19 protein-coding genes and 1 pseudogene are annotated in these 25,563 nt (G+C 75.5%); 7 read left to right on the top strand and 13 right to left on the bottom strand.

What is annotated here, in order from left to right; all coding sequences use genetic code 11:
* Positions 1-18: 18 nt before the first annotated feature.
* Together GCU67_RS17935 and GCU67_RS17930 are read right to left on the bottom strand one after the other, a co-directional pair.
* Positions 19-3,765, bottom strand: a complete 3,747-nt coding sequence (locus GCU67_RS17935) for a S8 family serine peptidase (RefSeq protein WP_163612721.1) — start codon at positions 3,763-3,765, stop codon at positions 19-21.
* A gap of 64 nt (positions 3,766-3,829) precedes the next feature.
* On the bottom strand, positions 3,830-5,272 hold the full coding sequence (locus GCU67_RS17930) for an NAD(P)H-quinone dehydrogenase (RefSeq protein ID WP_420846370.1): 1,443 nt from the start codon (positions 5,270-5,272) through the stop codon (positions 3,830-3,832).
* A 73-nt stretch (positions 5,273-5,345) separates the two neighbouring features.
* On the opposite strand from GCU67_RS17930, the gene GCU67_RS17925 reads away from it, so the two are divergent.
* Positions 5,346-5,801, top strand: a complete 456-nt coding sequence (locus tag GCU67_RS17925; RefSeq protein ID WP_163612719.1) for a gamma-glutamylcyclotransferase family protein — start codon at positions 5,346-5,348, stop codon at positions 5,799-5,801.
* A gap of 21 nt (positions 5,802-5,822) precedes the next feature.
* On the opposite strand, the gene GCU67_RS17920 is transcribed toward GCU67_RS17925, so the two are convergent.
* The 6 genes from GCU67_RS17920 to GCU67_RS17895 are packed head-to-tail and all read right to left on the bottom strand — an operon-like array spanning position 5,823 to position 14,301.
* A complete protein-coding gene (locus tag GCU67_RS17920) occupies positions 5,823-6,536 on the bottom strand; it encodes a polyprenol monophosphomannose synthase (protein ID WP_211661642.1) in 714 nt (237 codons plus the stop codon).
* Between the two features lie 53 nt (positions 6,537-6,589).
* Positions 6,590-7,588 carry a methylmalonyl Co-A mutase-associated GTPase MeaB gene (gene meaB, locus GCU67_RS17915; protein ID WP_163612718.1) on the bottom strand — a complete coding sequence of 333 codons (999 nt, stop codon included), beginning with the start codon at positions 7,586-7,588 and terminating at the stop codon, positions 6,590-6,592.
* 31 nt (positions 7,589-7,619) lie between these two features.
* Entirely contained in the window at positions 7,620-9,824 is a 2,205-nt protein-coding gene (gene scpA, locus GCU67_RS17910; protein ID WP_163612717.1) for a methylmalonyl-CoA mutase, read from the bottom strand.
* Complete coding sequence (locus GCU67_RS17905; protein WP_163612716.1) at positions 9,821-11,824, bottom strand: methylmalonyl-CoA mutase subunit beta; 2,004 nt, start codon at positions 11,822-11,824, stop codon at positions 9,821-9,823. The genes scpA and GCU67_RS17905 overlap by 4 nt, the downstream gene beginning before the upstream one ends.
* Positions 11,825-11,863: 39 nt before the next feature.
* Positions 11,864-13,078: an amidohydrolase gene (locus GCU67_RS17900; RefSeq protein WP_163612715.1), complete on the bottom strand. Its 1,215-nt coding sequence runs from the start codon at positions 13,076-13,078 to the stop codon at positions 11,864-11,866.
* Positions 13,079-13,134: 56 nt separating this feature from the next.
* Positions 13,135-14,301, bottom strand: coding sequence for a glutamate--cysteine ligase (locus tag GCU67_RS17895; protein WP_163612714.1), 1,167 nt, complete (start codon positions 14,299-14,301; stop codon positions 13,135-13,137).
* Positions 14,302-14,402: 101 nt separating this feature from the next.
* Here GCU67_RS17895 and GCU67_RS17890 point away from each other — a divergent pair, with 101 nt between their 5' ends.
* Complete coding sequence (locus GCU67_RS17890) at positions 14,403-15,218, top strand: purine-nucleoside phosphorylase (RefSeq protein ID WP_338105125.1); 816 nt, start codon at positions 14,403-14,405, stop codon at positions 15,216-15,218.
* Positions 15,215-16,852 carry a phosphohexomutase domain-containing protein gene (locus tag GCU67_RS17885; protein WP_163612713.1) on the top strand — a complete coding sequence of 546 codons (1,638 nt, stop codon included), beginning with the start codon at positions 15,215-15,217 and terminating at the stop codon, positions 16,850-16,852. The genes GCU67_RS17890 and GCU67_RS17885 overlap by 4 nt, the downstream gene beginning before the upstream one ends.
* 46 nt (positions 16,853-16,898) lie before the next feature.
* Here the strand turns inward: GCU67_RS17885 and GCU67_RS17880 are convergent, their stop codons facing one another.
* The 4 genes from GCU67_RS17880 to GCU67_RS17865 all read right to left on the bottom strand — a co-directional run bounded on the left by GCU67_RS17880 (position 16,899) and on the right by GCU67_RS17865 (position 20,097).
* Positions 16,899-17,321 carry a DUF805 domain-containing protein gene (locus GCU67_RS17880; protein WP_163612712.1) on the bottom strand — a complete coding sequence of 141 codons (423 nt, stop codon included), beginning with the start codon at positions 17,319-17,321 and terminating at the stop codon, positions 16,899-16,901.
* Positions 17,322-17,373: 52 nt separating this feature from the next.
* Positions 17,374-18,291: a Gfo/Idh/MocA family protein gene (locus GCU67_RS17875; protein ID WP_338105124.1), complete on the bottom strand. Its 918-nt coding sequence runs from the start codon at positions 18,289-18,291 to the stop codon at positions 17,374-17,376.
* The gene (gene upp / locus GCU67_RS17870; protein ID WP_163612711.1) at positions 18,266-18,889 is read right to left on the bottom strand and encodes a uracil phosphoribosyltransferase; all 624 of its coding nucleotides are present in this window, start codon (positions 18,887-18,889) and stop codon (positions 18,266-18,268) included. Before upp ends, GCU67_RS17875 begins: the two co-directional genes overlap by 26 nt.
* Before the next feature lie 95 nt (positions 18,890-18,984).
* Positions 18,985-20,097, bottom strand: a complete 1,113-nt coding sequence (locus GCU67_RS17865; protein ID WP_163612710.1) for a calcium:cation antiporter — start codon at positions 20,095-20,097, stop codon at positions 18,985-18,987.
* Positions 20,098-20,376: 279 nt separating this feature from the next.
* On the opposite strand from GCU67_RS17865, the gene deoC reads away from it, so the two are divergent.
* The 4 genes from deoC to GCU67_RS17845 all read left to right on the top strand — a co-directional run bounded on the left by deoC (position 20,377) and on the right by GCU67_RS17845 (position 25,210).
* On the top strand, positions 20,377-21,384 hold the full coding sequence (gene deoC, locus GCU67_RS17860) for a deoxyribose-phosphate aldolase (RefSeq protein ID WP_246215319.1): 1,008 nt from the start codon (positions 20,377-20,379) through the stop codon (positions 21,382-21,384).
* Position 21,385: 1 nt separating this feature from the next.
* Positions 21,386-22,831 (top strand): aldehyde dehydrogenase family protein, encoded by a 1,446-nt coding sequence (locus GCU67_RS17855; RefSeq protein ID WP_211661641.1) that lies wholly within the window; start codon positions 21,386-21,388, stop codon positions 22,829-22,831.
* Positions 22,828-23,694 (top strand): aldehyde dehydrogenase family protein, encoded by an 867-nt coding sequence (locus tag GCU67_RS17850; protein ID WP_163612709.1) that lies wholly within the window; start codon positions 22,828-22,830, stop codon positions 23,692-23,694. Before GCU67_RS17855 ends, GCU67_RS17850 begins: the two co-directional genes overlap by 4 nt.
* 70 nt (positions 23,695-23,764) lie before the next feature.
* Positions 23,765-25,210 (top strand): hypothetical protein, encoded by a 1,446-nt coding sequence (locus tag GCU67_RS17845; protein ID WP_163612708.1) that lies wholly within the window; start codon positions 23,765-23,767, stop codon positions 25,208-25,210.
* 169 nt (positions 25,211-25,379) lie between these two features.
* Here the strand turns inward: GCU67_RS17845 and GCU67_RS21440 are convergent.
* Positions 25,380-25,563, bottom strand: a pseudogene (locus GCU67_RS21440) (DEAD/DEAH box helicase); the annotation flags it as partial.

The following is a 25,563-nucleotide window of genomic DNA, read 5'->3' as shown; positions in this document are numbered from 1 at the left end:
GGGGACCGGCGTCCCGGGTCAGACGACGCGGACCGTCCGGGTGCTGGCCGTGCGGTACAGCGTCCCGCCCTGGAAACGCTGCGAGGTGTCGCCGTTGGACAGCACCACCACCCCGGCCACCGGGTAGCCGAGCTGGCCGTTCTCCCAGCCGAGCTGACCCCAGCGGGTGCGGATGTCACCGTCCACGGGGTGCGCCCCGGTGGTCGGGGACCAGTAGACCGACCCGTTCTGGAACTGCTGGAAGCAGCCGCCGGCGCGCAGACCGCACACCTGGGCCGCCGTCGGGTAGCCCAGCGGCCCCCGCTCCCAGCCCGAGGCGCCCCACCGGTCGCGCAGCACGCCGGTGACCACCGTCGCCGGGGACGCGGAGCTCACGTAGACCGACCCGCCCTGGAACTGCTGGAAGCAGCCGCTCGCCGGCAGCCCGCAGCCCTGGTCGGACACCGGGTAGCCCAGCGCCCCGTTCTCCCAGCCCGTCGCACCCCACCGGTCGCGCACCGCGCCGTCGGGGACCACTCGGGCCGCCGTACCGTTCGACCGGTACACCGCGCCCTTCTGGAAGCGCTGGAAGCAGCCGCCGTCACGCAGCCCACAGACCTGGGCCGCCGTCGGGTAGCCCAGCGGCCCCCGCTCCCACCCCGAGGCACCCCACGCGTCGCGCAGCGCACCGGTCACCACGGTGGCCGGCGACGCGGAGCTCACGTAGACCGAGCCGCCCTGGAACTGCTGGACGCAGCCGCTCGCCGGCAGGCCACAGGTGGGGTCGGACACCGGGTAGCCCAGCGCACCGTTCTCCCAGCCGGTCGTGCCCCAGCGGTCGCGCACGGCACCGTCCAGGACCGCCCGGGCCCCGGTCGCCGAGGACCAGTAGACGGTCCCCTTCTGGAACCGCTGCAGGCAGCCGCCCGAGCGCAGCCCGCAGGTCTGCTCGCCGGCCGGGTAGCCCAGCGCGCCGTTCTCCCAGCCCTGCGTGCCCCACCGGTCGCGCACCGGCCCGGTGACGGCGACCGCCGGGGTGCTCGCGCTGACGTACAGCGCACCGCCCTGGAACTGCTGGAAGCAGCCGCCCCCGGTCAGCCCGCAGACCTGCTCGGCCGCCGGGTAGCCCAGTGCGCCGTTCTCCCAGCCCGCGGCGCCCCAGCGGTCGCGCAGCGCCCCCCTGACCAGGCGGGTGCCGCCGGCCGGTGACCGGTACAGCGTGCCGCCCTCGAACGCGTGCAGGCAGCCGCCGTCCCGCAGGCCGCACAGCTCGGCGGCCAGCGGCGCACCCAGCCGCGCCGGGTCGCCACCGGCTGCCTGCCAGGCGAGCACCGTCCGGCTCGGCGCCGGACCGGACAGTCTGGCGGGCGCGCTCGGGGCACTGGTCGGGCCGGTGCCGGCGTCGTTGACCGCCGCGACGGTGAACGTGTAGTCCGTGCCCCAGGTCAGGTCCCTGTCCACCGAGGCGTACCCGTAGGCGGCCTCCGGCGTGGTCTGCACGACCATCGTCCGGCCCCCGGGGTACAGCGTCACCCGGTAGCTGCTGACCCGGCTGCCGTTGCCGTCCGGGGTGTCCCAGGACAGCTGCAGGTCGCTCGGGTTGGCGGTGACGTGCAGGCCGGTGGGCACGGCGGGCAGGCCCTGGGGCACGACGTACGCCCCGGTGCTGGCCGGCCCGGTGCCCACCGCGTTCCGGGCCGTGACGGTGATCGTGTAGCCGGTGCCGTTGGCCAGGTCGGTCAGCTGCACCGACGTCGCCCCGGTGGTCGTCACCCGGGACGCGCCGGGGGACGCGCTGACGGTGTACCCGGCGACCGGCGACCCGTTGGCCGCCGGCGCGGTCCACGACACGGTGGTGCTGCGGTCCCCGGGCACGGCCGTCACCGCGGTCGGCGCGGACGGGACGTCGACCGCCTCGGGGCTGACCGTGACGCCGGCCGCAGGACCGGACTGCCCCCACGCGTCCACGACGGACACCTGGTAGGTCCGGGTGCTCCCCGGCGGGGCGGTGAGGGTGACGCCGGCGGTGCTCGGGGTGGCCACCACCGCGCCGGCCCGGCTGACCGAGTAGGTGTACCCGGGACCCTGGTCGTCCCAGCTGAGCAGGTCCCGGCCTCCGCTGCTCAGGCCCGAGAGCCCGGTGGGCGCTGCAGGCGGGGCCGGGCGTCCGGTACCGGTGGTCACCGCGTTGGACTGCGCCGACAGCCGTCCACGGTCGTCGACCCCGCGCAGCTGCCACCGCGTCTCCTGGGTCGGCATCGCACCGATGCCGAGGTTGACCGTGCGCAGGTCGGGGGCCAGGGAGAAGGCGTACGTCCCGACCGTGACGCCGTCCCGGAGCAGGGTGTACCGCGGGGCCGGCGTCGCGGCCACCGACGCGCGGATCTGCAGGGTGGCGTTGCTGCTGGTCCCCGACAGCGTGGCCGAGGACACGGTCGGGGTGCCGGGCACGGCGCCCGGGGTGACCAACGCGGCGGGGCTGCGCCCGCCGTCGTCCGCCTGGACGTCGATCGCCACCTGGGTGCCGTCCACCAGCCCGGTCAGCCGCGTGGCGACGCCCGCGGTGACCCGGTCGACGACGAGGCCGTCGACCCGGACCGCGTAGCTCGTGGCACCCGGGGTCCCCTCCCAGGACACGTCGAGCCCCTCGGGGCCGGCGAGGACGGTGGGGGCCGCCCCGGCCCGGTCGGTCGCCGCGAGGGCGGCGGGGACGTCCAGCCGGCCCGCGCCCCAGGCCCGGTCCCACGGGCCACCGCTGTCGGCCGTGGCCTGCAGTGCGGCCTGCACGTCGGCCGGCGTGATCCCGGGGTGGGCGGCCCGGAGCAGGGCCACCGCACCGGCCACCGCCGGCCCGGAGAACGAGGTCCCGGAGCCGGAGAGGTAGTCGCCCTGCGGCACGGGCAGGAGCACGCTCTCGCCGACGGTGGAGACGTCGACCTGCCAGCCGTGCTGGGCCCACGGGGCCGGCGTCCCGTCCGGGCTGGTGGCGGAGACGCCGATGACGCCGTCGAGGGCCGCCGGGTACTGCACCGCGTTCCCCTCGTCGCCGCTGTTGCCGGCCGAGGCGACCACCGGGACGTTCCTGTCCAGCGCGTAACGGACCGCGGCCGCGGTGACGTCGGACCAGCCACCCGACAGCGACATGTTGATCACGTCGGCACCGTGGTCGGCCGCCCACAGCACGCCGCGGGCGATCGCGGCCGACGGGCAGCTGGCGTTCGTGCAGACCCGGACGGGCAGGACCTGCGCCTCCGGGGCCATGCCGGCGCTGCCGACGCCGTTGTCGGCGCGCGCGGCGACCACGCCCGCGACGCCGGTGCCGTGCCACTCCGTCGAGTCCGCCGGCAGGCCGGTCGTGTCGGTGCCGGGGAGCACGGCGCCGGCCAGGTCGGGGTGCTCGGCGTCGACGGCGGTGTCCAGCACCGCGACGACCTGTCCCGCCCCGCGGGTGCGCGACCACACCTGCTCCACGCGGCTGACGGCCTGCGGGTCGTCGGCCTCCCAGTACGGGTCGAGGCTGCCGTCGAGCCGGTACTCGACCGCGGCGCTGGCCGTGACGACGTCGGCCCGGTCCTCGAGGGCCGCCTCGGTGGCCGCTGCCTGGGCCCGGGGTGCGGTGACCGTCTCGACGACGTACTCGCCGTCGACGATCCGCAGGACGTCGATGGTGACCTGCTCGGCCGCACCGGCCGGGGCCGCGGCGAGGAGCACCGGCCCGGCCAGCAGGACGCCGGCCAGGGCCATGAGCACGGGCCTGCGGCGCGACAGGGATCGCTGGGACTGCATGCGGTGAGAATCGGCCGGGCCGGTGTCGTCCTTGACCGCCCGATCGGGTGGCGGTCCCCGCGGGTCAGCTGTGCTCGTCCTCGATCCCCATCAGCCGGCGGCCGGCCTCGGTGATGGAGCCCGACAGCGACGGGTAGATGGCGAAGGTCTGCGCCAGGTCACCGGCGGTGAGCCCCTTGGTGACCGCCAGCGCGATCGGCAGGATCAGCTCCGAGGCGCCCGGGGACACCACGACGCCGCCGATGACGACGTCGGTGGAGCGGCGGGCGTAGAGCTTGATGAACCCGTCGTGCAGGTCGCCCATCTTGGCCCGGGCGTTGGTGGCCAGCGGCAGCCGGATCACCTCGACGTCGGCGCCCTCGGTGAGCGACTCCTCCTGCACGCCCACCGTGGCGATCTCCGGGTGGGTGAACACGTTGGCCGCGACGGTCTTGAGCCGGATCGGGGCCACCGCCTCGCCGAGGGCGTGCCACATGGCGATCCGGCCCTGCATGGCCGCGACCGAGGCGAGCTGGAAGACCCCGGTGACGTCGCCGGCGGCGTAGATGCCCGGCACGGACGTGCGGGAGACCCGGTCGACGACGATGTGCCCGGACCGGGTCACCGCGACCCCGGCGGCCTCCAGGTTCAGCCCCTCGGTGTTGGGCACGGTGCCCACGGTCATCAGCGCGTGCGAGCCCTCGACGACCCGGCCGTCGGTGAGCTCGACCCGCACGCCCTTCTCGGTCCGCTCGACCTTCTCCGCCCGGCCGCGCTCGGCGATCCGCCCACCGCGGGACTGGAACACCTTCTCGACCACGGCGGCGGCGTCGGCGTCCTCACCGGGCAGCACCTGGTCGCGGGAGGAGACCAGCGTGACCGGGACACCGGCCTCCAGGTAGCCGGAGGCGAACTCCGCGCCGGTGACGCCGGAGCCGACGACCACCAGGTGCTCGGGCATCTCGTCGAGGTCGTAGACGTCGCGCCAGGACAGGATGCGCTCGCCGTCGGGCTCGGCGCCGGGCAGCACGCGCGGGTCGGCGCCGGTGGCCAGCAGCACGACGTCGCCGGCGACCTCCTCGGCGACCTCGCCGTCGGGGCCGAGCACCTGCACCCGGTGGGCGGCCAGCCCCGGCTCCTGGTCGGCCAGCCGGGCCTGTCCGCTGACCACCCGCACGCCCTCGGACTCCAGCCGGGCGTGGATGTCGGCGGACTGGGCCATGGCCAGGCCCTTGATCCGCTGGTTGACCGCAGCCAGGTCGAGGCTGACGGTGTCCAGGTCGGTGCCGCGCAGACCCAGGACGGCGGAGTCGCGCACCGAGGTCATCGCGCCGGCGGAGGCGATGAAGGTCTTGGACGGGACGCAGTCGGTGAGCACGCTGGCCCCGCCGATGCCGTCGCGTTCGACCACGGTGACGTCCGCACCGAGGGAGGCGGCGACGAGCGCGGCCTCGTAGCCGGCCGGGCCACCGCCGATGATCACGATGCGGGTCATGGTTCCTCCTGCGAGCTGGGTTGCTGCGGCCATTGTCCCCCGTCCTCGCACCCCTGTCGGCCACCGACGCGGATCGGCCGGACCGGTGCTGGCTAGGCTCCCGAGGATGGGCCTCTACGCCGCGTACGGGTCGAACATGGACCCCGCGCAGATGCTGCAGCGCTGTCCCTCCTCGCCGTTCTCCGGCACCGGCTGGATCCCCGGCTGGCGGCTGACCTTCGGGGCGGAGGACGTGGGCTGGGAGGGCGCGCTCGCGACCCTGGTCCCGGACGAGGGGGCACCTGGGGTCTTCGTCGCCCTCTACGACCTCACCGCCGCCGACGAGACGGCGCTGGACGCCTGGGAGGGCGCCGACCACGGCCTGTACCGCAAGGTGCGGCTGCGGGTGCACACCCTGGCCGGTGACGTGGTGGCCTACGCCTACGCCCTCGACGCCTTCGAGGGCGGCCTGCCCTCGGCGCGGTACCTGGGCGCCATCGCCGACGCCGCCGAGGCCGCCGGCGCCCCGGACGACTACCTGGCCGAGCTGCGCCGCCGCGACTGCCGGTCCGTCACCGGCTGAGCCGGCGCGGGACCCGGACGCTCAGCCCCGGGCGCGCCGCCGGCGGATCTGCCAGACCGCGGTGACCGCCTCGACGGCGATCGCCGGGGCCATCTTCGACTCCCCGAACTGCCGGTCGCGGAAGACGATCGGCACCTCGGCCACGACCGCACCCAGCGAGAGGGCGCGGGACGTCGTCTCGATCTGGAAGGCGTAGCCCTCGGAGGTGGCGACGTCGAGGTCGAGCCGGGCGAGCAGCGACGTCCGCCACGCCTTGAACCCGCCGGTGAGGTCCTGGACGTGCACGCCGAGCACGGTGCGGGCGTACAGGTTGCCGGACGACGACAGCACCCGCCGGTGCCACGGCCAGTCGGCCACCGCCCCGCCGGGCACGTAGCGCGAGCCGAGCACCAGGTCGGCGTCGGCGGTGCGGGCCAGCAGGTCGTCGACCGAGGCCGGGTCGTGGGAGCCGTCGACGTCCATCTGCACGACGACGTCGAACCGGTCCTGGGCCAGCGCCCAGCCGAAGCCGGCGACGTAGGCCGAGCCCAGCCCGAGCTTCCCGGACCGCTCGATGAGGTGGACCCGGCCGGGGTGGGCGGCGGCCAGCTCGCGGACGGCGGCCCCGGTGCCGTCGGGTGACCCGTCGTCGACGACCAGCACCTCGGGTGCGGACGGGCGGGCGAGGACGGCGGTGACGTGCGTCCCGACGTTGTCGATCTCGTCGTACGTCGGGGACACGACCAGGACTCGCACGCTGTTGATCTCCACTCCCGGCGAGGAGCTCGACGCTCCTGGTCGCAGCGACCTTACGGAGCCCGGTCACGCTCCCCGGACAGGCCCGCGGTGAAGGCCGCCACCAGCCGCTCGGCGGCGCGGGCCGGCGGCAGCCCGCCGGCGAGCACGCCGGCCTCGAGCTCGGGCACCAGCGCCGCCACGTCCGGGTGGGTGCGCAGCCGGTGGTCCAGGGCGTCGCGCACGAGCTGCCACATCCAGCGCACCTGCTGCTCCCGGCGCCGCTGGTCCAGCGCCCCGGAGTCGCGCAGCCGGTCCTGGTGGTCCACCAGCGCCGCCCACACCTCGGGCACGCCGGTGCCGGTGAGCCCGGCGCAGGTGAGCACCGGCACGACGTCGGTGGCCCCGCGCAGCATCCGCACCGCACCGGCCAGCTCCCGGGCGGCCCGGCGGGCGTCGGCCTCCCCCGGCCCGTCGGCCTTGTTGACCGCGATGACGTCGGCGATCTCCAGGATGCCGCGCTTGATGCCCTGCAGCTGGTCGCCGGTGCGGGCCAGGGTCAGGAACAGGAAGGTGTCGACCATCTCGGCCACGGTCACCTCCGACTGCCCCACCCCGACGGTCTCGACCAGGACGACGTCGTGCCCGGCGGCCTCCACGACCACCATCGACTCCCGGGTGGCCTGCGCTACCCCGCCGAGCGTGCCGGCGGTGGGCGCGGGCCGGATGAAGGCGCGCGGGTCGACGGCCAGCCGCGACATCCGGGTCTTGTCGCCCAGGATCGAGCCGCCCGACCGGGTCGAGGACGGGTCGACGGCCAGCACCGCCACCCGGGAACCGGCCGCGGTCAGCGTCGTCCCGAGGGTGTCGATGAAGGTGGACTTGCCCACGCCGGGGACGCCGCTGATGCCCACCCGCCGCGCTCGCCCGGCGTGCGGCAGCAGCGCGCCCAGCAGCTCCTGGGCGGCGGCCCGGTGGTCGCCGCGGGTGGACTCCACCAGCGTGATCGCCCGCGCCGTCGCCCGGCGGTGCCCGGCGAGCACGCCGTCCACGAGAGCCGGGACGTCGGTCACGAGGGGGCCGTGTCGGCGGACATGGCCGCGGTCACGGGTGGCCCAGGCGCTGGGACAGGGTGGTCAGCAGCTCCTGCGCGGCGTCGGCGATGACCGTGCCGGGCGGGAAGACCGCGGCCGCGCCCATCTCCTCCAGCGTCGGGACGTCGTCGGGTGGGATGACCCCGCCGACCACGACCAGGACGTCGTCGGCGCCGAGCTCGGCCAGCGCAGTGCGCAGCGCCGGGACCAGCGTCAGGTGCCCGGCGGCCAGCGAGGAGACCCCGACGACGTGCACGTCGGCCTCGACGGCCTGGCGGGCGACCTCCTCCGGCGTCTGGAACAGCGGGCCGACGTCGACGTCGAAGCCGAGGTCGGCGAAGGCGGTGGCGATGACCTTCTGCCCGCGGTCGTGCCCGTCCTGGCCCATCTTGGCCACCAGGATCCGCGGACGACGGCCCTCGGCCTCGGCGAACGCGGCCGCCCGGGCCCGGGTCTCGGCCACCGCGCCGTCACTGCCTGCCTCGTCGCGGTACACACCCGAGATGGTGCGCACCTGGCCGGCGTGCCGCCCGTAGACGGCCTCCAGCGCGTCGGAGATCTCCCCCACCGTGGCCTTCGCCCGGGCCGCGTCGACGGCGAGCGCGAGCAGGTTCTGCTCCAGCCCCGGCCCGCGGCGGCCCTCGGCGGCGGCCCGGGCGGCGTCGGTGAGCCGGCGCAGCGTGTCCTCCACCGCGCGGGGGTCGCGGGTGGCCCGCAGCTCGGCCAGCCGGGCCGTCTGCTGGGCGAGCACGTCGGCGTTGTCGACCCGGAGCACCTCGACCGGCTCGTCGGTGTCGACGCGGTACCGGTTCACCCCGATCACCGGCTGCCGCCCGGAGTCGATCCGCGCCTGGGTGCGGGCGGCGGCCTCCTCGATGCGCAGCTTGGGGATGCCGTCCTCGATCGCCTGCGCCATGCCGCCGTGAGCGGCGACCTCCTCGATGTGCCCCCACGCCCGGCGGGCGAGGTCCCGGGTGAGCCGCTCCACGTACGCCGAGCCGCCCCACGGGTCGATGACCCGCGTGGTGCCGGACTCCTGCTGCAGCAGCAGCTGGGTGTTGCGGGCGATCCGGGCGGAGGAGTCCGTCGGCAGCGCGAGCGCCTCGTCCAGGGCGTTGGTGTGCAGCGACTGCGTGCCGCCCTGGGTGGCGGCCATCGCCTCCAGGCAGGTGCGGACGACGTTGTTGTAGACGTCCTGCGCGGTCAGCGACCAGCCCGAGGTCTGGCAGTGGGTGCGCAGCGACATCGACTTCGCGGTGGTGCCGCCGGCGTCCCGCACGAGCCGGGCCCACAGCAGCCGGCCGGCGCGCAGCTTCGCGACCTCCATGAAGAAGTCCATGCCGATGCCGAAGAAGAAGCTCAGCCGCGGGGCGAACGCGTCGACGTCCAGCCCGGCGCCCCGGCCGGCGGACAGGTACTCCACGCCGTCGGCGAGGGTGTAGGCCAGCTCCAGGTCGGCCGTCGCCCCGGCCTCCTGGATGTGGTACCCGGAGATGGAGATCGAGTTGTACCGCGGCATCCGGGCCGAGGTGAAGCTGAAGATGTCGCTGATGACCTGCATCGAGGGCTTGGGCGGGTAGATGTAGGTGTTGCGGACCATGAACTCCTTGAGGATGTCGTTCTGGATCGTCCCCGTGAGCTGGTCCGGTGCCACCCCCTGCTCCTCCGCGGCGACCACGTAGAGCGCGAGCACCGGCAGGACGGCGCCGTTCATCGTCATCGACACGCTCATCCGGTCCAGCGGGATGCCGTCGAAGAGCTGCCGCATGTCCAGGATCGAGTCGATCGCCACCCCGGCCATGCCCACGTCGCCGGGCACCCGCGGGTGGTCGGAGTCGTAGCCGCGGTGGGTGGGCAGGTCGAAGGCGACGCTCAGCCCCTTCTGCCCGGCGGCGAGGTTGCGCCGGTAGAAGGCGTTGGAGGCCGCGGCGGTGGAGAACCCGGCGTACTGCCGCACCGTCCACGGCTGGGTCGTGTACATCGTCGGGTAGGGCCCGCGGAGGAACGGCGGGAGGCCCGGGAGGGTGTCCAGGAAGTCGGCGCCGGCCAGGTCGGCCGCGGTCGCCAGCGGCGGGACGGCGATCCCCTCCGGCGTCTGCCAGGTCGCCTCGGCCACGCGGTGGCCGGTCACCCGCTCGTACTCGGTGGCCCAGTCCGCGGCGCCGGGGCTCGGCATGCCCAGCTCCAGCCCGCCGAAGTCGGGGATCGCGCTCATGCCCGCACCTCCTCGGAGCCGTGTTCGCCACCACGGCCCTCCTGCTCGGACAGGTCCTGACCCAGGTGAGGGCCATGTTGGCGAACATGGCCGGGGATCAGGTGGTCGACCACGGTGGTGAGGACCTCCAGGGCGTCGCAGCCGGTGTACAGGTGGCCGTCGACGCCGTCGACCTCGGCGGTGCCGGCCAGCCACACCTGGGTGGCGCCGGCGGCGCGCAGCTCGGCGACCAGCTCCGCGCCGCGCTCGGCGTAGTCGCGGTCGGTGCCGCAGAGGCAGGCCACCGTGGTCCCGGGGAACCCGCTCGCGCCGTCTCCGGTCGGGGTCGCCAGGCCGCCGGCGGCGAACAGGTTGGCGGCGAAGCCCGCGCGGGCGGTGTGCCGGGCGACCGGGCCGATCGTGGCCAGGTAGACGGCCGGGCGGGGATCGAGGGCCTCGACCCGGTCGCGCAGGTCCTCCAACGCGGCGGCGGCGCGCACCCGGGGCAGCCCCCCGGACGGCGGCGGCGCGGCGGGGCGGCGCACGGGCAGCACCTCGGCGGGGTCGGGGAACTCGCTCACGCCGGTGAGGGGGTCGGTGCGGTGCGCGACCCGGTCGGCCCGCTGCGCCCAGGCGGCGGCGAGCCGCTCGGCCACCAGCCCGCTGGACAGCGCGGCGGCCAGCCCGCCGGCGCGCTCGATCTCGGTGAACCACGCCCAGGCCGCCTCGGCCAGCGCGGCGGTGAGCGACTCGACGTACCAGGAGCCGCCGGCCGGGTCGAGCACGCGGGCCAGCGACCCCTCCTCGACCAGCAGGCTCTGGGTGTTGCGGGCGATCCGCCGGGCGAAGGCGTCGGGCAGGCCGAGGGCTGCGTCGAAGGGCTGCACGGTGACGACGTCGGCGCCGCCCACGCCGGCGGCGAAGCAGGCCACCGTCGTGCGCAGCATGTTCACCCACGGGTCGTGCCGGGTGACCATCACGTCGGCGGTGACCGCGTGCTGGCGCTGCGCCCGGGCGGCCGGCGACGCACCGCTGGCCTCGCCCACCCGGTCCCACAGCCGGCGCGCGGCGCGCAGCGCGGCGATGGTCGTGAACTGGTCGGCGCCGGCCGACAGCCGGAACTCCAGCTGGCCGAACGCCTCGTCGACGCCCAGCCCGCCCTCGGTGAGCGCCCGCAGGTAGGCCACCCCGGCGGCGGTCGCGCAGCCGAGCTCCTCCACCACCGAGCCGCCGGCGGCCGCGAACACCGTCCCGTCGGCGACGACCGCCCGCGTGCCCGGGTGCGCCTGCGCGCGCCGGGCCAGCGCCGCCAGGCCGGTGAAGTCCTGCGGCTGCCCGGTCGCGGCCTGCACGCCCAGCGGGTCCAGGCCCAGGCAGCTGCCCGGGGCCAGGTCGGTGCGCCCCTCGACCAGGTCGAGGAACGCCTCGGCCGCGGCGACGCCGCCCTGCACGGTCACCGGCGCCAGGTCCAGGTACACCCCGTCCAGCACCCGGCCCAGCGCCCCGACCGGCACCGCCCCCTCGCCCAGCACCAGCCACAGCGAGGAGACGCCGTTCTCCAGGTCGGCGAGCACCGCCTCCGTGGTGCGGACGACGTCGGGGTCGGCATGCCGCTGGCGGACGTCCCAGCCGGCGGGGGTGTCGACGTCGGTGCCGCCGGCCCGCGAGCCGCGGACGAACGGCGGCAGCCCGGGCACCCCGGCCAGCGCGGGCAGGTCGCCGGCGTCCTCGGCGGTGTAGAGCGGGCCCACGGTCACCCCGGTGGCGACCGGGTGCCGCAGCGCGTCCTCGACCGCGTCCGGGTCGACGTCACGGCCGGCCTTGCGCAGCACCCCGGTCACCAGGTCGCGCCACTGCGCGCGCGTGACCGCCGGGAAGTCACCGGCCAGCACGAGCTCCTCGGGCGGCGCCGGCTGGGCCGGCACGCTGGTCGGCTCCTCCGCGGCCAGGCTCGCGGGGGCCGGGCTCGCGGGGGCAGGGACCTCGCCAGAGTCGGGAGCCGGCCGGTCGGGGGTGCTCATCGAGTGGGTGCTGCCTCTCCGGTCGCGAGGGGGCAGACGCTACCGGGGGTCCTGGGCGGCCACGGGTGCGTCGGCGGCGGTGCGGTCGGCGGACAGGGCGTGCAGGGCGGTGCGGGCCATCAGCCGCACCCCGACCCCGATCGACCGCTCGTCGACGTCGAAGGTGCCGCGGTGCAGGTCCAGCGGTTGGCCGCCGCCGTGGGTGCCCAGCCGGGCCAGCGCGATGGGCAGCGCCTCGGCGAACCAGCCGAAGTCCTCCCCGCCCATGCTCTGCGGCGACAGCGCCACGCCCTCGCTGCCCACCGTCTCCAGCGCCGCGGAGCGCAGCAGCGCGACGCTGCGCGGGTCGTTGACCACCGGCGGCACCCCGCGCACGTACTCGATCTGCACCCCGGCGCCGGAGGCCTCGGCGACCTCGGTGACCAGCCGGCGCACCAGCTCCTCGGCCTGGCTCCACACCGAACGGTCCAGCACCCGCAGCGTGCCGCGCAGCTGGCCGGTCTCGGGGATCGTGTTGGCCGCGACGCCGGCGCTGAGCGCGCCCCAGACCAGGGACAGCGCGGAGCGGGGGTCGACCAGCCGGGACAGCAGCCCCGGCACCTCGGTGACCACCCGGCCCATGGCGTGCACCAGGTCGACGGTCAGCTGCGGGCGGGCGGTGTGCCCGCCGGGCCCGGTGAGGGTGACCTCGACCCGGTCGCAGGCGGCGGTGATGGCGCCGGTGCGCAGGCCGACCTTCCCGACGTCCAGCGAGGGGTCGCAGTGCAGCGCGAACGCCCGGGTCGCCCCGGTCAGCACGCCCTCCTGGAGGACCTGCAGCCCGCCGCCGGGCACCTGCTCCTCGGCCGGCTGGAACACGCAGCGCACCGTGCCGGGCAGCTCGTCGAGGGAGGCCAGCGCCAGGGCGACGCCGAGCAGCACCGTGGTGTGCACGTCGTGGCCGCAGGCGTGGGCCAGTCCGTGCCGGGTCGAGGCGTACGGGACGTCCTTGAGGTCGGTCAGCGGCAGCGCGTCGATGTCGGCGCGCAGCACCACCACCGGTCCGCCCACCTCACCGCCGACGTCGCAGACCAGCCCGGTGCCGCCCTTGAGCCGGCGCGGCTGCAGCCCGGCCCGGGTCAGCCGGGACTCCAGGAAGCCGGTGGTCTCGTGCTCGGCGAACCCCAGCTCGGGGTGGGCGTGCAGGTGCCGCCGGACGGCGACCAGCTCGGCCTGGTGGGCCCGCGACCAGCCGTCGACCGCGGTGCTCCGCACGTCCCCACCCGGGCGGGGAGTGCTGTCCGCCCCCGCCGTCCGCACGTCGTCCCCGCTCACTCCGCCGTCGCCCGAGGGGCGCCGTCGGCCGGCGGCAGGCCGTCGCGCAGCTCCGCCAGCAGGCTGTCCACCACCGGCTCCAGGGCGCCGCCGTGCGCCGCGGCGACGGCGCGCTGCCGCGCGGCGGACCCACCGGTGGCCACGATCCGCCGGACGTCGAGCAGCTCGGCCTCGCAGCCCAGCTCGCGGGCGACCGGCAGCAGCTCCTCGACCAGGTCGGCCAGGGCCTCACGGACCGGCCGCACGGTGCCGTCGTCGTCGACGACGATCGAGGCGTCCAGGCCGAACCGGGACGCGCGCCACTTGTTCTCCCGCGCCACCCAGCCGGCCGGCACGGGCAGCGTCTCACCGCGGTCGAGTGCCCGGTCGAAGGTCTCGACCAGGCACTGGGCCAGCGCGGCGACCGCGCCGATCTCGTCGAGGTTGGTCAGGCCGTCGCAGATGCGCAGCTCGACGGTGCCGAAGTCCGGGTGCGGGCGGATGTCCCACCACACCTCGCGCACGCTCTCCACCGAACCGCTGGCGATGAGCGTGCCCATGTACTGCTCGAACTCCGCCCAGCCGGCCAGCTGGTGGGGCAGGCCCGCGGTCGGCATCCCCTCGAACACCAGCGCGCGGGAGGACGCCAGCCCGGTGTCGATCCCGTCCCAGTAGGGCGAGGACGCCGACAGCGCGAGGAAGTGCGGCACGTAGCCGGTGAGCGCGTTGACGATCGGGATCGCCTTCTCCTGCCCCCGGACGCCGACGTGCACGTGCACCCCGAAGATCTGCATCCGCCGGACGACCCACTGCATCCGCTCGACCAGCTGCGCGTAGCGCTCCTTGGGCGAGATCTGCTGGCTCTCCCAGGGCGTGAACGGGTGGCTGCCGGCGCACATGACGCCCAGGCCGCGGCGGTCGGCGGCCTCGACGACCTCGGCCAGCGTGCCGGCCAGGTCGGCCTTGGCCTCGGCGACCGTGGTGCAGATGCCGGTGATGATCTCCACGGTCGACTGCAGCAGCTCGTGCTTGGCCTTGGGGTGCTCCTCGAGCCCCTCGGGCGTCAGCTCGGCGAGGATCTCGGTCGCGCCCGAGGTCAGCGCGCGGGTCTCCCGGTCGATCAGCTGGAGCTCCCACTCCACCCCCAGGCTGGTGCGCTCGGACGCGTTGAAGGGGATCTGCACGCGAGGAGTCTAGGCAGCGCAGGCCCAGGTCACCCCCCGAGTGATCACCTGCCGGGACGGCTCGGCTCGGACGGCGCCACCCCCTGCGTTAGCGTCGGTGCGTGAGCTCGCCGAACCCCGCCCCCGCCGACCCCACCGTCCTGGCCGCCCGCGCCGCCGAGGACCTCACCGCCGCACTCGGTGGCCGGCACGACGTCGCCGTGGTGATGGGCTCGGGCTGGGCGCCCGCGGCCGACGCGTTCGGGGAGACGCTGGCCAGCGTCGAGATCGGGCAGCTGCCCGGCTTCTCCGCCCCCACGGTCAGCGGGCACGGCGGTGAGGTGCGCTCGGTGGCCGTCGGGGACCGCAAGGTGCTGCTGTTCCTGGGCCGCACCCACCTGTACGAGGGCCGCGGCGTCGCCCCGGTCGTGCACGGCATCCGGACGGCGGCCGCAGCCGGGGTGCGCACCGTGCTGCTGACCAACGCCGCCGGCGGGCTCTCACCGGACCACCGGGTGGGCCAGGCGGTGCTGATCAGCGACCACCTGAACCTCACCGCGACCTCGCCGCTGGTCGGCGCCACGTTCGTCGACCTCACCGACCTGTACTCGGCCCGGCTGCGCGCGCTGGCCCGGGAGATCGACCCGGGCCTGGTCGAGGGCGTCTACGCCGCCCTCCCCGGCCCGCACTTCGAGACGCCGGCCGAGATCCGGATGCTGCGCACGATGGGCGCGGACCTGGTCGGCATGTCCACCGCGCTCGAGGCGATCGCGGCCCGCGCCGCCGGCGTGGAGGTCTTCGGCCTGTCGATGGTCACCAACGCCGCGGCCGGCATCACCGGCGAGGCGCTGGACCACAGCGAGGTGCTCGCGGCGGGCAAGGAGGCCGCGGGGCGGCTGGGTGCGTTCCTGGTCCAGCTGATCAGCCGGCTGCCGTGACCGGGCCGGACGACGTGCTGGCCCGGGCGCGCGCCTGGGCCGCGGACGACGCGCACGCCGGTGACCGGGCCGAGGTCGAGGCGCTGGTCGCCGCCGGGGGCGTTCCCGAGCTCACCCGTCGTTTCACCGGCCCGCTGACCTTCGGCACCGCGGGGCTGCGCGGCCCGCTGCGGGCCGGGCCCGCGGGCATGAACGCCGCCGTGGTCACCCGCGCCGCCGCCGGGCTGGGCGCCTGGCTGGCCGCGAACGGGCACGTCGGCGGCGGCGTGGTCCTCGGCTACGACGCCCGGCACCGCTCCGACGAGTTCGCCCGCATCTCGGCCGCGGTGCTCTCCGGCGCCGGCTTCGCCGTGCAGGTGCTGCCCCGCCCGCTGCCCACGCCGGTGCTCTCCTTCGCCGTCCGGCACCTGGGCTGCGTCGCCGGGGTGATGGTGACCGCCAGCCACAACCCGCCCCAGGACAACGGCTACAAGGTCTACCTCGGCGACGGTGCGCAGCTGGTGCCGCCGGCCGACCGGGAGATCGAGGCCGCGATCGCCGCGGTCGGCCCGGCCCGCGAGGTGCCGCTGTCCGACGACTGGCAGACCCTCGGCGACGACGTCGAAGCCGACTACGTCGCGGCCGTGGTCGGCGCCCTGCAGCCCGGCCGGGTGCCGCTCGCCGACCGGCAGCGGCTGCGCGTGGCCTACACGGCGATGCACGGCGTCGGCTCGGCGACCACCCGCCGGGTGTTCGACGCCGCCGGCTTCGCCCCGCTGCACGCGGTCGCCCAGCAGGACCGCCCCGACCCGACCTTCCCGACCGTCGCCTTCCCGAACCCGGAGGAGCCCGGCGCGGTCGACCTGCTGGTCGACCTGGCCGTCCAGGTGGACGCCCACGTCGCCATCGCGGAGGACCCCGACGCCGACCGCTGCTCGGTGGTCTGCGACGACCGGCAGCTGACCGGCGACGAGGTCGGCGCCCTGCTGGCCGACTGGCTGCTGCGCCGCGGGGTGCGCGGCACCTACGCGCGGTCGCTGGTCAGCGGCTCGCTGCTGGGTGAGCTGGCCCGGGCGCACGGCGTGCCCGCCGAGGAGACGCCGACCGGCTTCAAGTGGATCATCCGGGCCGGGTCGGCGCAGGCGCCGCTGGTGTTCGGCTACGAGGAGGCCCTGGGCTACGCGGTCACGCCCTCCGTGGCCCACGACAAGGACGGCGTCTCCGCCGCCCTCGCCGTCGCGCTGCTGGCCGCCGAGCTCGCCGCCGACGGCCGCACGCTCACCGACCGGCTGGACGAGCTGGCCGTCGAGCACGGGCTGTACGCCACCGGCCAGCTGTCGGTGCGGGTCGAGGACCTCACCCGCATCTCCGACGCGATGACCCGACTGCGGGCCGCTCCCCCCGTACAGCTGCTCGGCCGGGACGTCGAGGCCACCGACCTGGCCGCCGCCGACCCGCCGGTCGACGCCGTCCGGCTGCACGGGGACGGCGTTCGGGTGATCGTGCGGCCCAGCGGCACCGAGCCCAAGCTCAAGGCCTACCTGGAGACCGTCGTCCCGGTGGCGGACCCGGCCGGGGTCGCCGCGGCACGCGCGCGCGGCACCGACGAGCTCGACCGGCTGCGCACGGAGATGTCGACGGCCCTCGGGCTGTGACGCACCGGCCCTCCGCTGCGCCCCGGCGCGGCGCAGGGCCGGTCGGTCAGTGCCAGGTGGGTGGCACGTACAGCGGCTCGCCCGTGGTCGCGGGCGGGACGCCGGTGGGCGGGCCGTACCGGTTGGCGCCGGCGTCCCCGCGGACGAAGCCGGTGAGGCCGAGCAGGGCCAGCTGGCCGAACAGCGGCACGAACACGATCAGCATCAGCCAGGCGGGCAGCCCGCGGTCGTGCAGCCGGGTGACGGCGCCGGAGATCGAGGCCGGCAGCGTCAGCAGACCGACGGCCTGCACGAAGGGGCCGTAGTCCGGCACCCCCGTCTCCAGCATCCGCTGCAGGTCGGTGTTGCCCAGCGCCAGGTCCGCGAACAGGGCCAGCACGCTGAGGGCCGCCACCGGCAGGGCGTACTGCAGCCACCAGGTGCGCCGGTCGATCCGCCCCCGGCGCACGTACCACTCCCAGATGCTCACGTGCCCAGTGTCCCCGGAGTCGGGGTCCAGGGCAGGCAGGCGGCCCGGCCGGTCACGCCGCCACGGTCTCCCGGCAGCCGCTGCCCAGCGACCGCTGCGCGGCCTCCAGCACCCGGATGACGTCCCGGCCGAAGGCCGCGTCGCAGGGGTGCGCGCCCCCGGTGAGCGCCGCGTCCTGCAGCTCGTCGACGGCCACCCGGTGGGCGTCGACGGCGGTGTCGGACTCCGGCAGCAGCACCAGCCGGCCGGCGTCGCCGTGCACCCAGGACTCGATGCCGGCCGCCAGCGGGGCGGCGGTGGAGCTGAGGGTGACCGTGCTCGTGCGGCCCTCGGTGTGGGTGAGCACCAGGTGCACGAGGTCGCCCAGCCCGGCGCCGGCGGAGACCGCGGTGACCGGTCCGAGCGCGGGGACCAGCAGCGACAGCGCGTGCGGACCGACGTCCCACAGCGCGCCGTGCTCGTGTCGCCACGGCGAGGCGTCGAACGGGCTGCCGGCCAGCGAGCCCAGCCAGGTGACCGAGCCACCGGTCAGCGTCGTCCGGGCGGCCTGCTCCAGCCAGGTGGAGGTCGCCGTCCGGTAGCGGTTGGTGAAGAAGACGACCGACGCCACGCCGGCGTCCTCGGCGGCGGCGACCACCCGGTCGGCGGCGGCGACCGACAGGGCCACCGGCTTCTCCAGCAGCAGGTGCTTGCCGGCCGCGGCGGCGCGCTCGGCGAGCGGGGCCTGCACGTCCGGCGGCACCGAGATGCTGACCGCGTCGACGTCGGCCAGCAGCGCGTCGAGGTCGTCGGTGCCGGGGACGTCGAACTCCGCGCCGGCTGCCTGCGCCTTGGTCAGGTCGCGGCCCCAGATGCCGGCGAGCTCGGCGCGGGGGTGCTCGGCCAGCGACGCCGCGTGCACGGTGCGGGCCCAGAACCCGGTGCCGAGGACGGCGAAGCGCACCTCAGACCGCGCCGAACTGGCGGTCACCCGCGTCGCCGAGGCCCGGGACGATGTAGGCGTTCTCGTTGAGCCGCTCGTCGACGCTGGCGGTGAACACCCGCAGCGGCAGGCCGGACTCCTCCAGCCGCTGCAGCCCCTCGGGGGCGGCGAGGGCGCAGAGCACGGTGATGTCGGTGGCGCCGCGGTCGGTGAGCAGGGTGCAGCAGTTCACCAGCGAGCCACCGGTGGCCAGCATCGGGTCCAGGACGAAGACGTGCCGGTCGACCAGCGTGGCCGGCAGCGAGGCCATGTAGGGCTCGGGCTCGAAGGTGACCTCGTTGCGGGCCAGGCCGACGAAGCCCATCTGCGACTCCGGCAGCATGCTGTGCGCGGTCTCGGCCATGCCCAGCCCGGCACGGAGCACCGGCACGATCAGCGGCGGGCTGGCCAGCCGGTAGCCGGTGGTCGTGGTGACCGGGGTGGTGATCGGGTCCTCGGCCACCGCGAGGTCGCGGGTCGCCTCGTAGACCAGGTACGTCGTCAGGTCCCGCAGCGCGGCGCGGAAGGTGGCGTTGTCGCTGCGCTCGTCGCGCATCTTCGACAGGCGGGCACGGGCGAGCGGGTGGTCGACGACGGTCAGCTGCACGCCGCACACCGTAACGGCCCCGGCGACCTGCCGTCCGGCCCCGCTGCGGGGACCTGTGCCGTGCAGAGCGCGGCGTGGGCGGCAGCGGGGTCCGACTACGGGTTGACGGCCAGGAACACGAAGCTGGCCAGCAGCGCGAGGTGGACGACGCCCTGCAGCCGGGTCGCCCGGCCCGGCACGACGGTGAGCACCGCGGCCACGACGGTGACGCCCAGCAGCACCACCTGGGTCGAGCCCAGACCCAGCAGCAGCGGCCCGTCGAGCCAGATGGTGGCCAGCGCGATCGCCGGGATGGTGAGCCCGATGCTGGCCATGGCCGAACCGAAGGCCAGGTTGAGGCTGGTCTGCAGCCGGTTGCGGCGCGCGGACTTGGCCGCGGCGATGCTCTCCGGCAGCAGCACGAGCAAGGCGATGACCACACCGACGAAGGACTGTGGGAACCCGGCGGCGGCCACGGCGGCCTCGATGGCCGGCGACTCGACCTTGGCCAGCCCGACGACGGCGACGAGGGCGACCACGAGCAGGCCGAGGGAGGTGAGCGCGGCCCGGGCGGAGGGTGGGTCGGCGTGGTCGTCGTCGGTCAGCACCCCGCCGTCGGCGGCGACCGGTAGGAAGAAGTCGCGGTGCCGGACGGTCTGGGTGAGCACGAAGGCGCCGTAGAGGACGAGCGAGGCGACGGCGGCGAAGGCGAGCTGGCCCGGGGAGAACTGCGGCCCGGATGCGGCGGTGGTGAAGGTCGGCAGCACCAGGCTGAGGACGGCGAGCGTGGTGACCGTGGCCAGCGCGGCGCCGGTGCCCTCGGCGTTGAAGGACACCGTGCCGTGCCGCAGCGCCCCGAGCAGGATGGACAGGCCGAGGATGCCGTTGCAGGTGATCATCACCGCGGCGAAGACGGTGTCCCGGGCGAGGGTGGCGGTGTCGTCACCGCCGGAGATCATCAGTGTGACGATCAGCGCGACCTCGATGATCGTCACCGCGACGGCGAGCACCAGCGAGCCGTAGGGCTCCCCCACCCGGTGGGCGACCACCTCGGCGTGGTGGACGGCGGCGAGCACCGCACCGACGAGCACGACCGCGACGAGCACCGACAGCACCGCGGGCAGGTACCGACCCCAGGTGAGCGCCAGGACGAGGAGGGCGAGCACCGGGACGGCAGTGGTCCAGGTCAGGGCAGCGGGCAGCGGACGACGTCGGACCTGAGGCGTCATGCCCCCACGGTTGCACACAGCTCGTCGCCGCCCGGCCCGCCACAGGAGCGGCCCGATGAGGACCTCGGTGCCATCGGGTCGCCAGGTGCACCGTGGCCGACCGGGTGGCGCTCCGTCGTCGCGGCGACGCGGGGGAAGGCGGGCTCCCCGGCTCCACCGCCTGCCTCGGCCGGTGCGACCGAGGGGGCGGTCGGGTCGCCGACACATGACGACCCGTCGTCCCGGCGAGGGAGAACGCCCAGCCGGGACCGACCGCGTCGGCAGTGGAGAATGCCGGGCATGACCCACGTGCTGGACCCCGACGCCCTGGCCGGTGGTGAGCCCACGGTCGGCGGCCCGGCCGGCACGCCGCCGGACCCCTTCGCCGACGTCACCCGCTCCGACGCCGCCTTCCGTGCCTTCCTGCACGGGCTGCCCGGCGTCGACGCCGTCGGCGCGCAGCAGCGCACCGCCGTGCTGGGCACCCGGTCGATCAAGACCACGGCCAAGGCGTGGGCGATCGACACCGCCATCTCGATGGTCGACCTGACCACGCTCGAGGGCTCGGACACCCCCGGCAAGGTGCGCAGCCTGGCCGCCAAGGCCCGCCGCCCCGACCCGGAGGACCCGAGCTGCCCGACGGTCGCCGCGGTCTGCGTGTACGGCGACCTGGCCGACGTGGCGAAGGAGGCCCTGGCCGGCACCGGCATCAAGGTCGCCGCCGTGGCCACCGCGTTCCCCAGCGGGCGGGCCAGCCGCGCGGTGAAGCTCGCCGACGTCCGGGACGCCGTGGCGAACGGCGCCGACGAGATCGACATGGTCATCGACCGCGGCGCGTTCCTGGCCGGCCGCTACCTCGACGTGTTCGAGGAGATCGTGGCGGTCAAGGAGGCCTGCGGGCCGGCGCACCTGAAGGTCATCCTGGAGACCGGCGAGCTGGTCACCCTGGACAACGCCCGCCGCGCCTCCTGGCTGGCGATGCTGGCCGGCGGCGACTTCATCAAGACCTCCACCGGCAAGATCTCCCCCGCCGCGACCCTGCCGGTCTGCCTGGTGATGCTGGAGGCCGTGCGCGACTTCCGCGCCGCCACCGGCCGCCAGGTCGGGGTCAAGCCCGCCGGCGGCATCAAGACCACCAAGGACGCCGTCAAGCACCTGGTGCTGATCAACGAGACCGTCGGGTCGGACTGGTTGTCCCCCGACTGGTTCCGCCTCGGCGCCTCCAGTCTGCTCAACGACCTGCTCCTGCAGCGCCAGAAGCTCCGCACCGGCCACTACAGCGGCCCTGACCACGTGAGCGTGGACTGACATGACCAGCCTGTTCGAGTACGCCCCCGCCCTGGAGTCCCGCTCGATCGTCGACCTGCGGCCCAGCTACGGGCTCTTCGTCGACGGCGAGTTCACCGAGGGCACCGGCACCCCGCTGAAGACGCTGAACCCGGCCACCGAGGAGGTGCTCAGCGAGGTCGCCACGGCCAGCGACGCCGACGTCGACCGCGCCGTCCGCGCCGCCCGCCGGGCGTTCGTGAAGACCTGGGGCCCGATGCGCCCGGCCGACCGCGGGAAGTACCTGTTCCGCATCGCCCGGCTGCTGCAGGAGCGGGCGCGGGAGTTCGCCGTCCTGGAGACCCTGGACAACGGCAAGCCGATCCGGGAGAGCCGGGACGTCGACGTGCCGCTGGCCGCGGCGCACTTCTTCTACCACGCGGGCTGGGCCGACAAGCTCGAGCACGCGGGCCTGGGGTCGGCCCCGCGGCCGCTCGGTGTGGCCGGGCAGGTCATCCCGTGGAACTTCCCGCTGATGATGCTGGCCTGGAAGATCGCCCCGGCGCTGGCGACCGGCAACACCGTCGTCCTCAAGCCGGCCGAGACGACGCCGCTGACCGCGCTGCTGTTCGCCGAGGTGTGCCAGCAGGCCGACCTGCCGCCGGGCGTGGTCAACATCGTCACCGGCGCCGGCGAGACCGGCCGCGCGGTGATCAGCCACCCCGACGTCGACAAGGTCGCCTTCACCGGCTCGACCGAGGTGGGCCGCTCGATCGCCCGCACGGTCGCCGGCACGCACAAGCGGCTGACCCTGGAGCTGGGCGGCAAGGCGGCCAACATCGTCTTCGACGACGCCCCGGTCGACCAGGCCGTCGAGGGCATCGTCCGCGGCATCTTCTTCAACCAGGGCCACGTGTGCTGCGCCGGCTCCCGGCTGCTGGTGCAGGAGTCGGTGCACGACGAGGTGGTCGCCGCGCTGCAGCGCCGGATCGGCACCCTGCGCGTGGGCGACCCGCTGGACAAGAACACCGACCTGGGCGCGATCAACTCCGCCCCGCAGCTGGAGCGGATCCGCGAGCTGGTCGACGCCGGGGACGCCGAGGGCGCCCACCGCTGGCAGCCCGACGGCGACCTGCCCGCCCGCGGGTACTGGTTCAAGCCGACCGTCTTCACCGGCGTCTCCTCCGCCCACCGCATCGCGCGTGACGAGGTGTTCGGCCCCGTGCTGAGCGTGCTCACCTTCCGCACCCCCGACGAGGCCGTGGCGAAGGCGAACAACAGCACCTACGGGCTCTCGGCCGGCGTCTGGTCGGAGAAGGGGTCCCGGATCCTGTCGATCACCTCGAAGCTGCGGGCCGGGGTCGTGTGGGCCAACACCTTCAACGAGTTCGACCCGACCTCGCCGTTCGGCGGCTACAAGCAGTCCGGGTACGGCCGCGAGGGCGGCCGGCAGGGCCTGGCGGCCTACCTGCAGGAGGACAACCGATGAGCGACCGGCTGACGGTGCGCAAGACCTACAAGCTGTACCTGGGCGGGGCGTTCCCCCGGTCGGAGTCCGGTCGCACCTACGAGGTGACCGACAGCAGGGGGCACTTCCTCGCCAACGCCGCCTGGGCCTCCCGCAAGGACGCCCGGGACGCCGTCGTCGCCGCCCGCGCCGCGTTCGCCAAGTGGTCGGCCGCCACCGCCTACAACCGCGGCCAGGTGTTGTACCGGGTCGCCGAGGTGATGGAGGGCCGCGCCGCCCAGTTCGCCGAGGAGGTCGCCGCCGGCGAGGGGCTGTCGGGGTCCAAGGCCCGGGCCGAGGTCGACGCCGCGATCGACCGCTGGGTCTGGTACGCCGGCTGGACCGACAAGCTGGCCGCCGTGCTGGGCAGCAGCAACCCGGTCGCCGGGCCGTACTTCGGCTTCTCGATGCCCGAGCCCACCGGCGTCGTCGCGGTCCTCGCACCGCAGCGGTCGAGCCTGCTCGGCCTGGTCAGCGTGCTCGCCCCGGTGCTCGCCGGTGGCAACACCGCCGTCGTCGTCAGCTCGAAGGGCCGCCCGCTGCCGGCGATCACCCTCGGCGAGGTGCTGGCCACCTCCGACGTCCCCGGTGGCGTGGTCAACCTGCTCACCGGTGACGCCGCGGAGATCGGCCCGTGGCTGGCCGAGCACGCCGACGTCGACGCGATCGACCTGGCCGGCACGTCCGGCCCGCTGGCCATGGAGCTGGAGCGCTCGGCCGCCGGCACGGTCAAGCGGGTGCTGCGCGCCCCGGCCGAGGAGCCCGACTGGGGCGGGGACCCCGGCCTGTCCCGGCTGCGCCCGTTCCTGGAGACGAAGAGCGTCTGGCACCCCATCGGGCTGTGAGGTGGGCACGGCCGCGGGGCCGGCGGGTGCCGTGTGGGCACGGCACAGGCTCACCCGGCAGGATGGGCGGGTGGCCAGGCCCAGCATCGTCCCCATCGCCCTGACGCTCGACGACCGCACGGGCTACACCCTGTGGGCTCCCCCGTGGGAGGAGGACGGCGAGGAGTGGCAGGCCTTCCTCGGCAGCACCGTCGACCCCGGCCCGGACGACGACCCCGAGGCCCGGCCGACCGCGGTCGTGCACCTGTTCCCCTCACCGGCCGCGCTGGCCGCGTTCTGCCGCACCAGCACCGACCACGACCTGGCCGACCACCCGGTCTGGCCGGTCGTCTCCACGCTGGGCGCCGCTGACCTCACCCCCGACGAGGAGCACCGCTACGACCTCGACGGCGTCTACGACATCGTCGCGGAGAACCCCGACCGCTGGGCCGTCGAGGAGCTGGCCGCGGTGCTGGACGTGGTCGGCCGGCTGGCCGAGTGCTGTGACGCCGCCATGGAGGAGGACGAGGACGACGACGACGCGGAGACCGGCTTCGAGGCCGTCGCCGACCTCGCCTCCCGCCCCGAGGCCGCGGCCCTGGGTCTGGGCATCGACGCGTTCGTCGGCCGCGACGGCGAGCAGAGCTGGAGCCGGCTGGGCACCGCGATCGACGAGCTCTGGGAGGACGTCCTGGAGGACCTCGACGACCACCTCGACTGGTCCGGCGCCGGAGCCGTCTCCGTCGACGACTACCCGTCCGCGGCCGAGGAGGCCGAGTCCCGCACCGCCCAGCCCGCCGACCTCGACGACCTGGACGACGAGGACGCGGACGACGACCTGGACGACGTCACCCCCGCCGCCCGCCCGGCCGCCGGTTCGACCGCGGCCGCCCCGGCGCAGGCGGCCACCGCGGGGATCCGCACGATCCGCAGCGGCAGTGGCCTGACCGCCAGCCCGGCCGCCGTCGCCGCGGCCCAGGAGTTCTGGGAGGCCGTGGGCATCCTCCCGGTCGAGCTGGTCACCCCGACCGTCAGCGGGGTGACCCTGCGCTGCTACGTCGAGGACCGGGCGCGCTTCCTCGGCCGCGACGGGCAGGTGTTCGTCTTCCCCTCCCCCGTCGACCTCGCCCGCTTCTGCGCCGGCGACGAACGGCACGACCTCACCGACATCGCCTCCTGGCCCGAGGTGGCCGACACCGACGTCATGCCGCTGCCGGCCGACGAGGACCGCTACGACCTCACCGAGCTGACCGAGGTGCTCGCCGAGGTCGCCTCCGGCGCCGGCGGTCTGGTCACGCACGCGGTGCTGGTGCAGCCGGCCGAGGGCGCCCTCGACCTCGCCGAGTACGCGGCCCTCCCCCGGGTGCAGCAGCTGCTCGGCGCCGGCTCCCCGCTGGGCCGTGCCGTGGCCCGCGGCGACTCCGAGCCGACCGCACCGCTGTCGGCGGAGGAGACGCCCGCCCTGGCCTCAGCGTGGGACGACGTGGTCGCCGACGTGTCCACCGCACTGGTCCCGCGGAGCGACGTCCTGCGCTGAGGGCGCACCCGCTGCCCCGCAGCGGGTGCGCCGACGGACGACGACGGCCGGCCCCCGCAGTGCGGGAGCCGGCCGTCGCCGTCTCGTGCTCGTCCCCGCCCCGCGTGAGCGGGACGGTCAGCCCCCCGCCCTCACCCGCACGTGTGCGGGATGGGGCGGGGGTCCTTCGTCAGTAGGAGCGCGCCGGGCGGGCGGGCCGACCGGAGGAGCGCTGCCCCTCGGCCGAGCCGCGGTACCCGCCGGGACGGCGGTCGCCGCCGGCCGAGCGATCCCGGTCGCCGTAGGAGCGCTCGCCCGAGGGGCGGTCTCCGTACGAGCGATCGCGGTCGCCACCGGTGGGGGCACCGGCCGAA

The organism is Modestobacter muralis, assembly GCF_010682105.1.
In the GTDB taxonomy this organism is placed as follows: Bacteria; Actinomycetota; Actinomycetes; order Mycobacteriales; family Geodermatophilaceae; genus Modestobacter; species Modestobacter muralis.
This window is presented reverse-complemented; position numbering and strand designations above follow the sequence as displayed.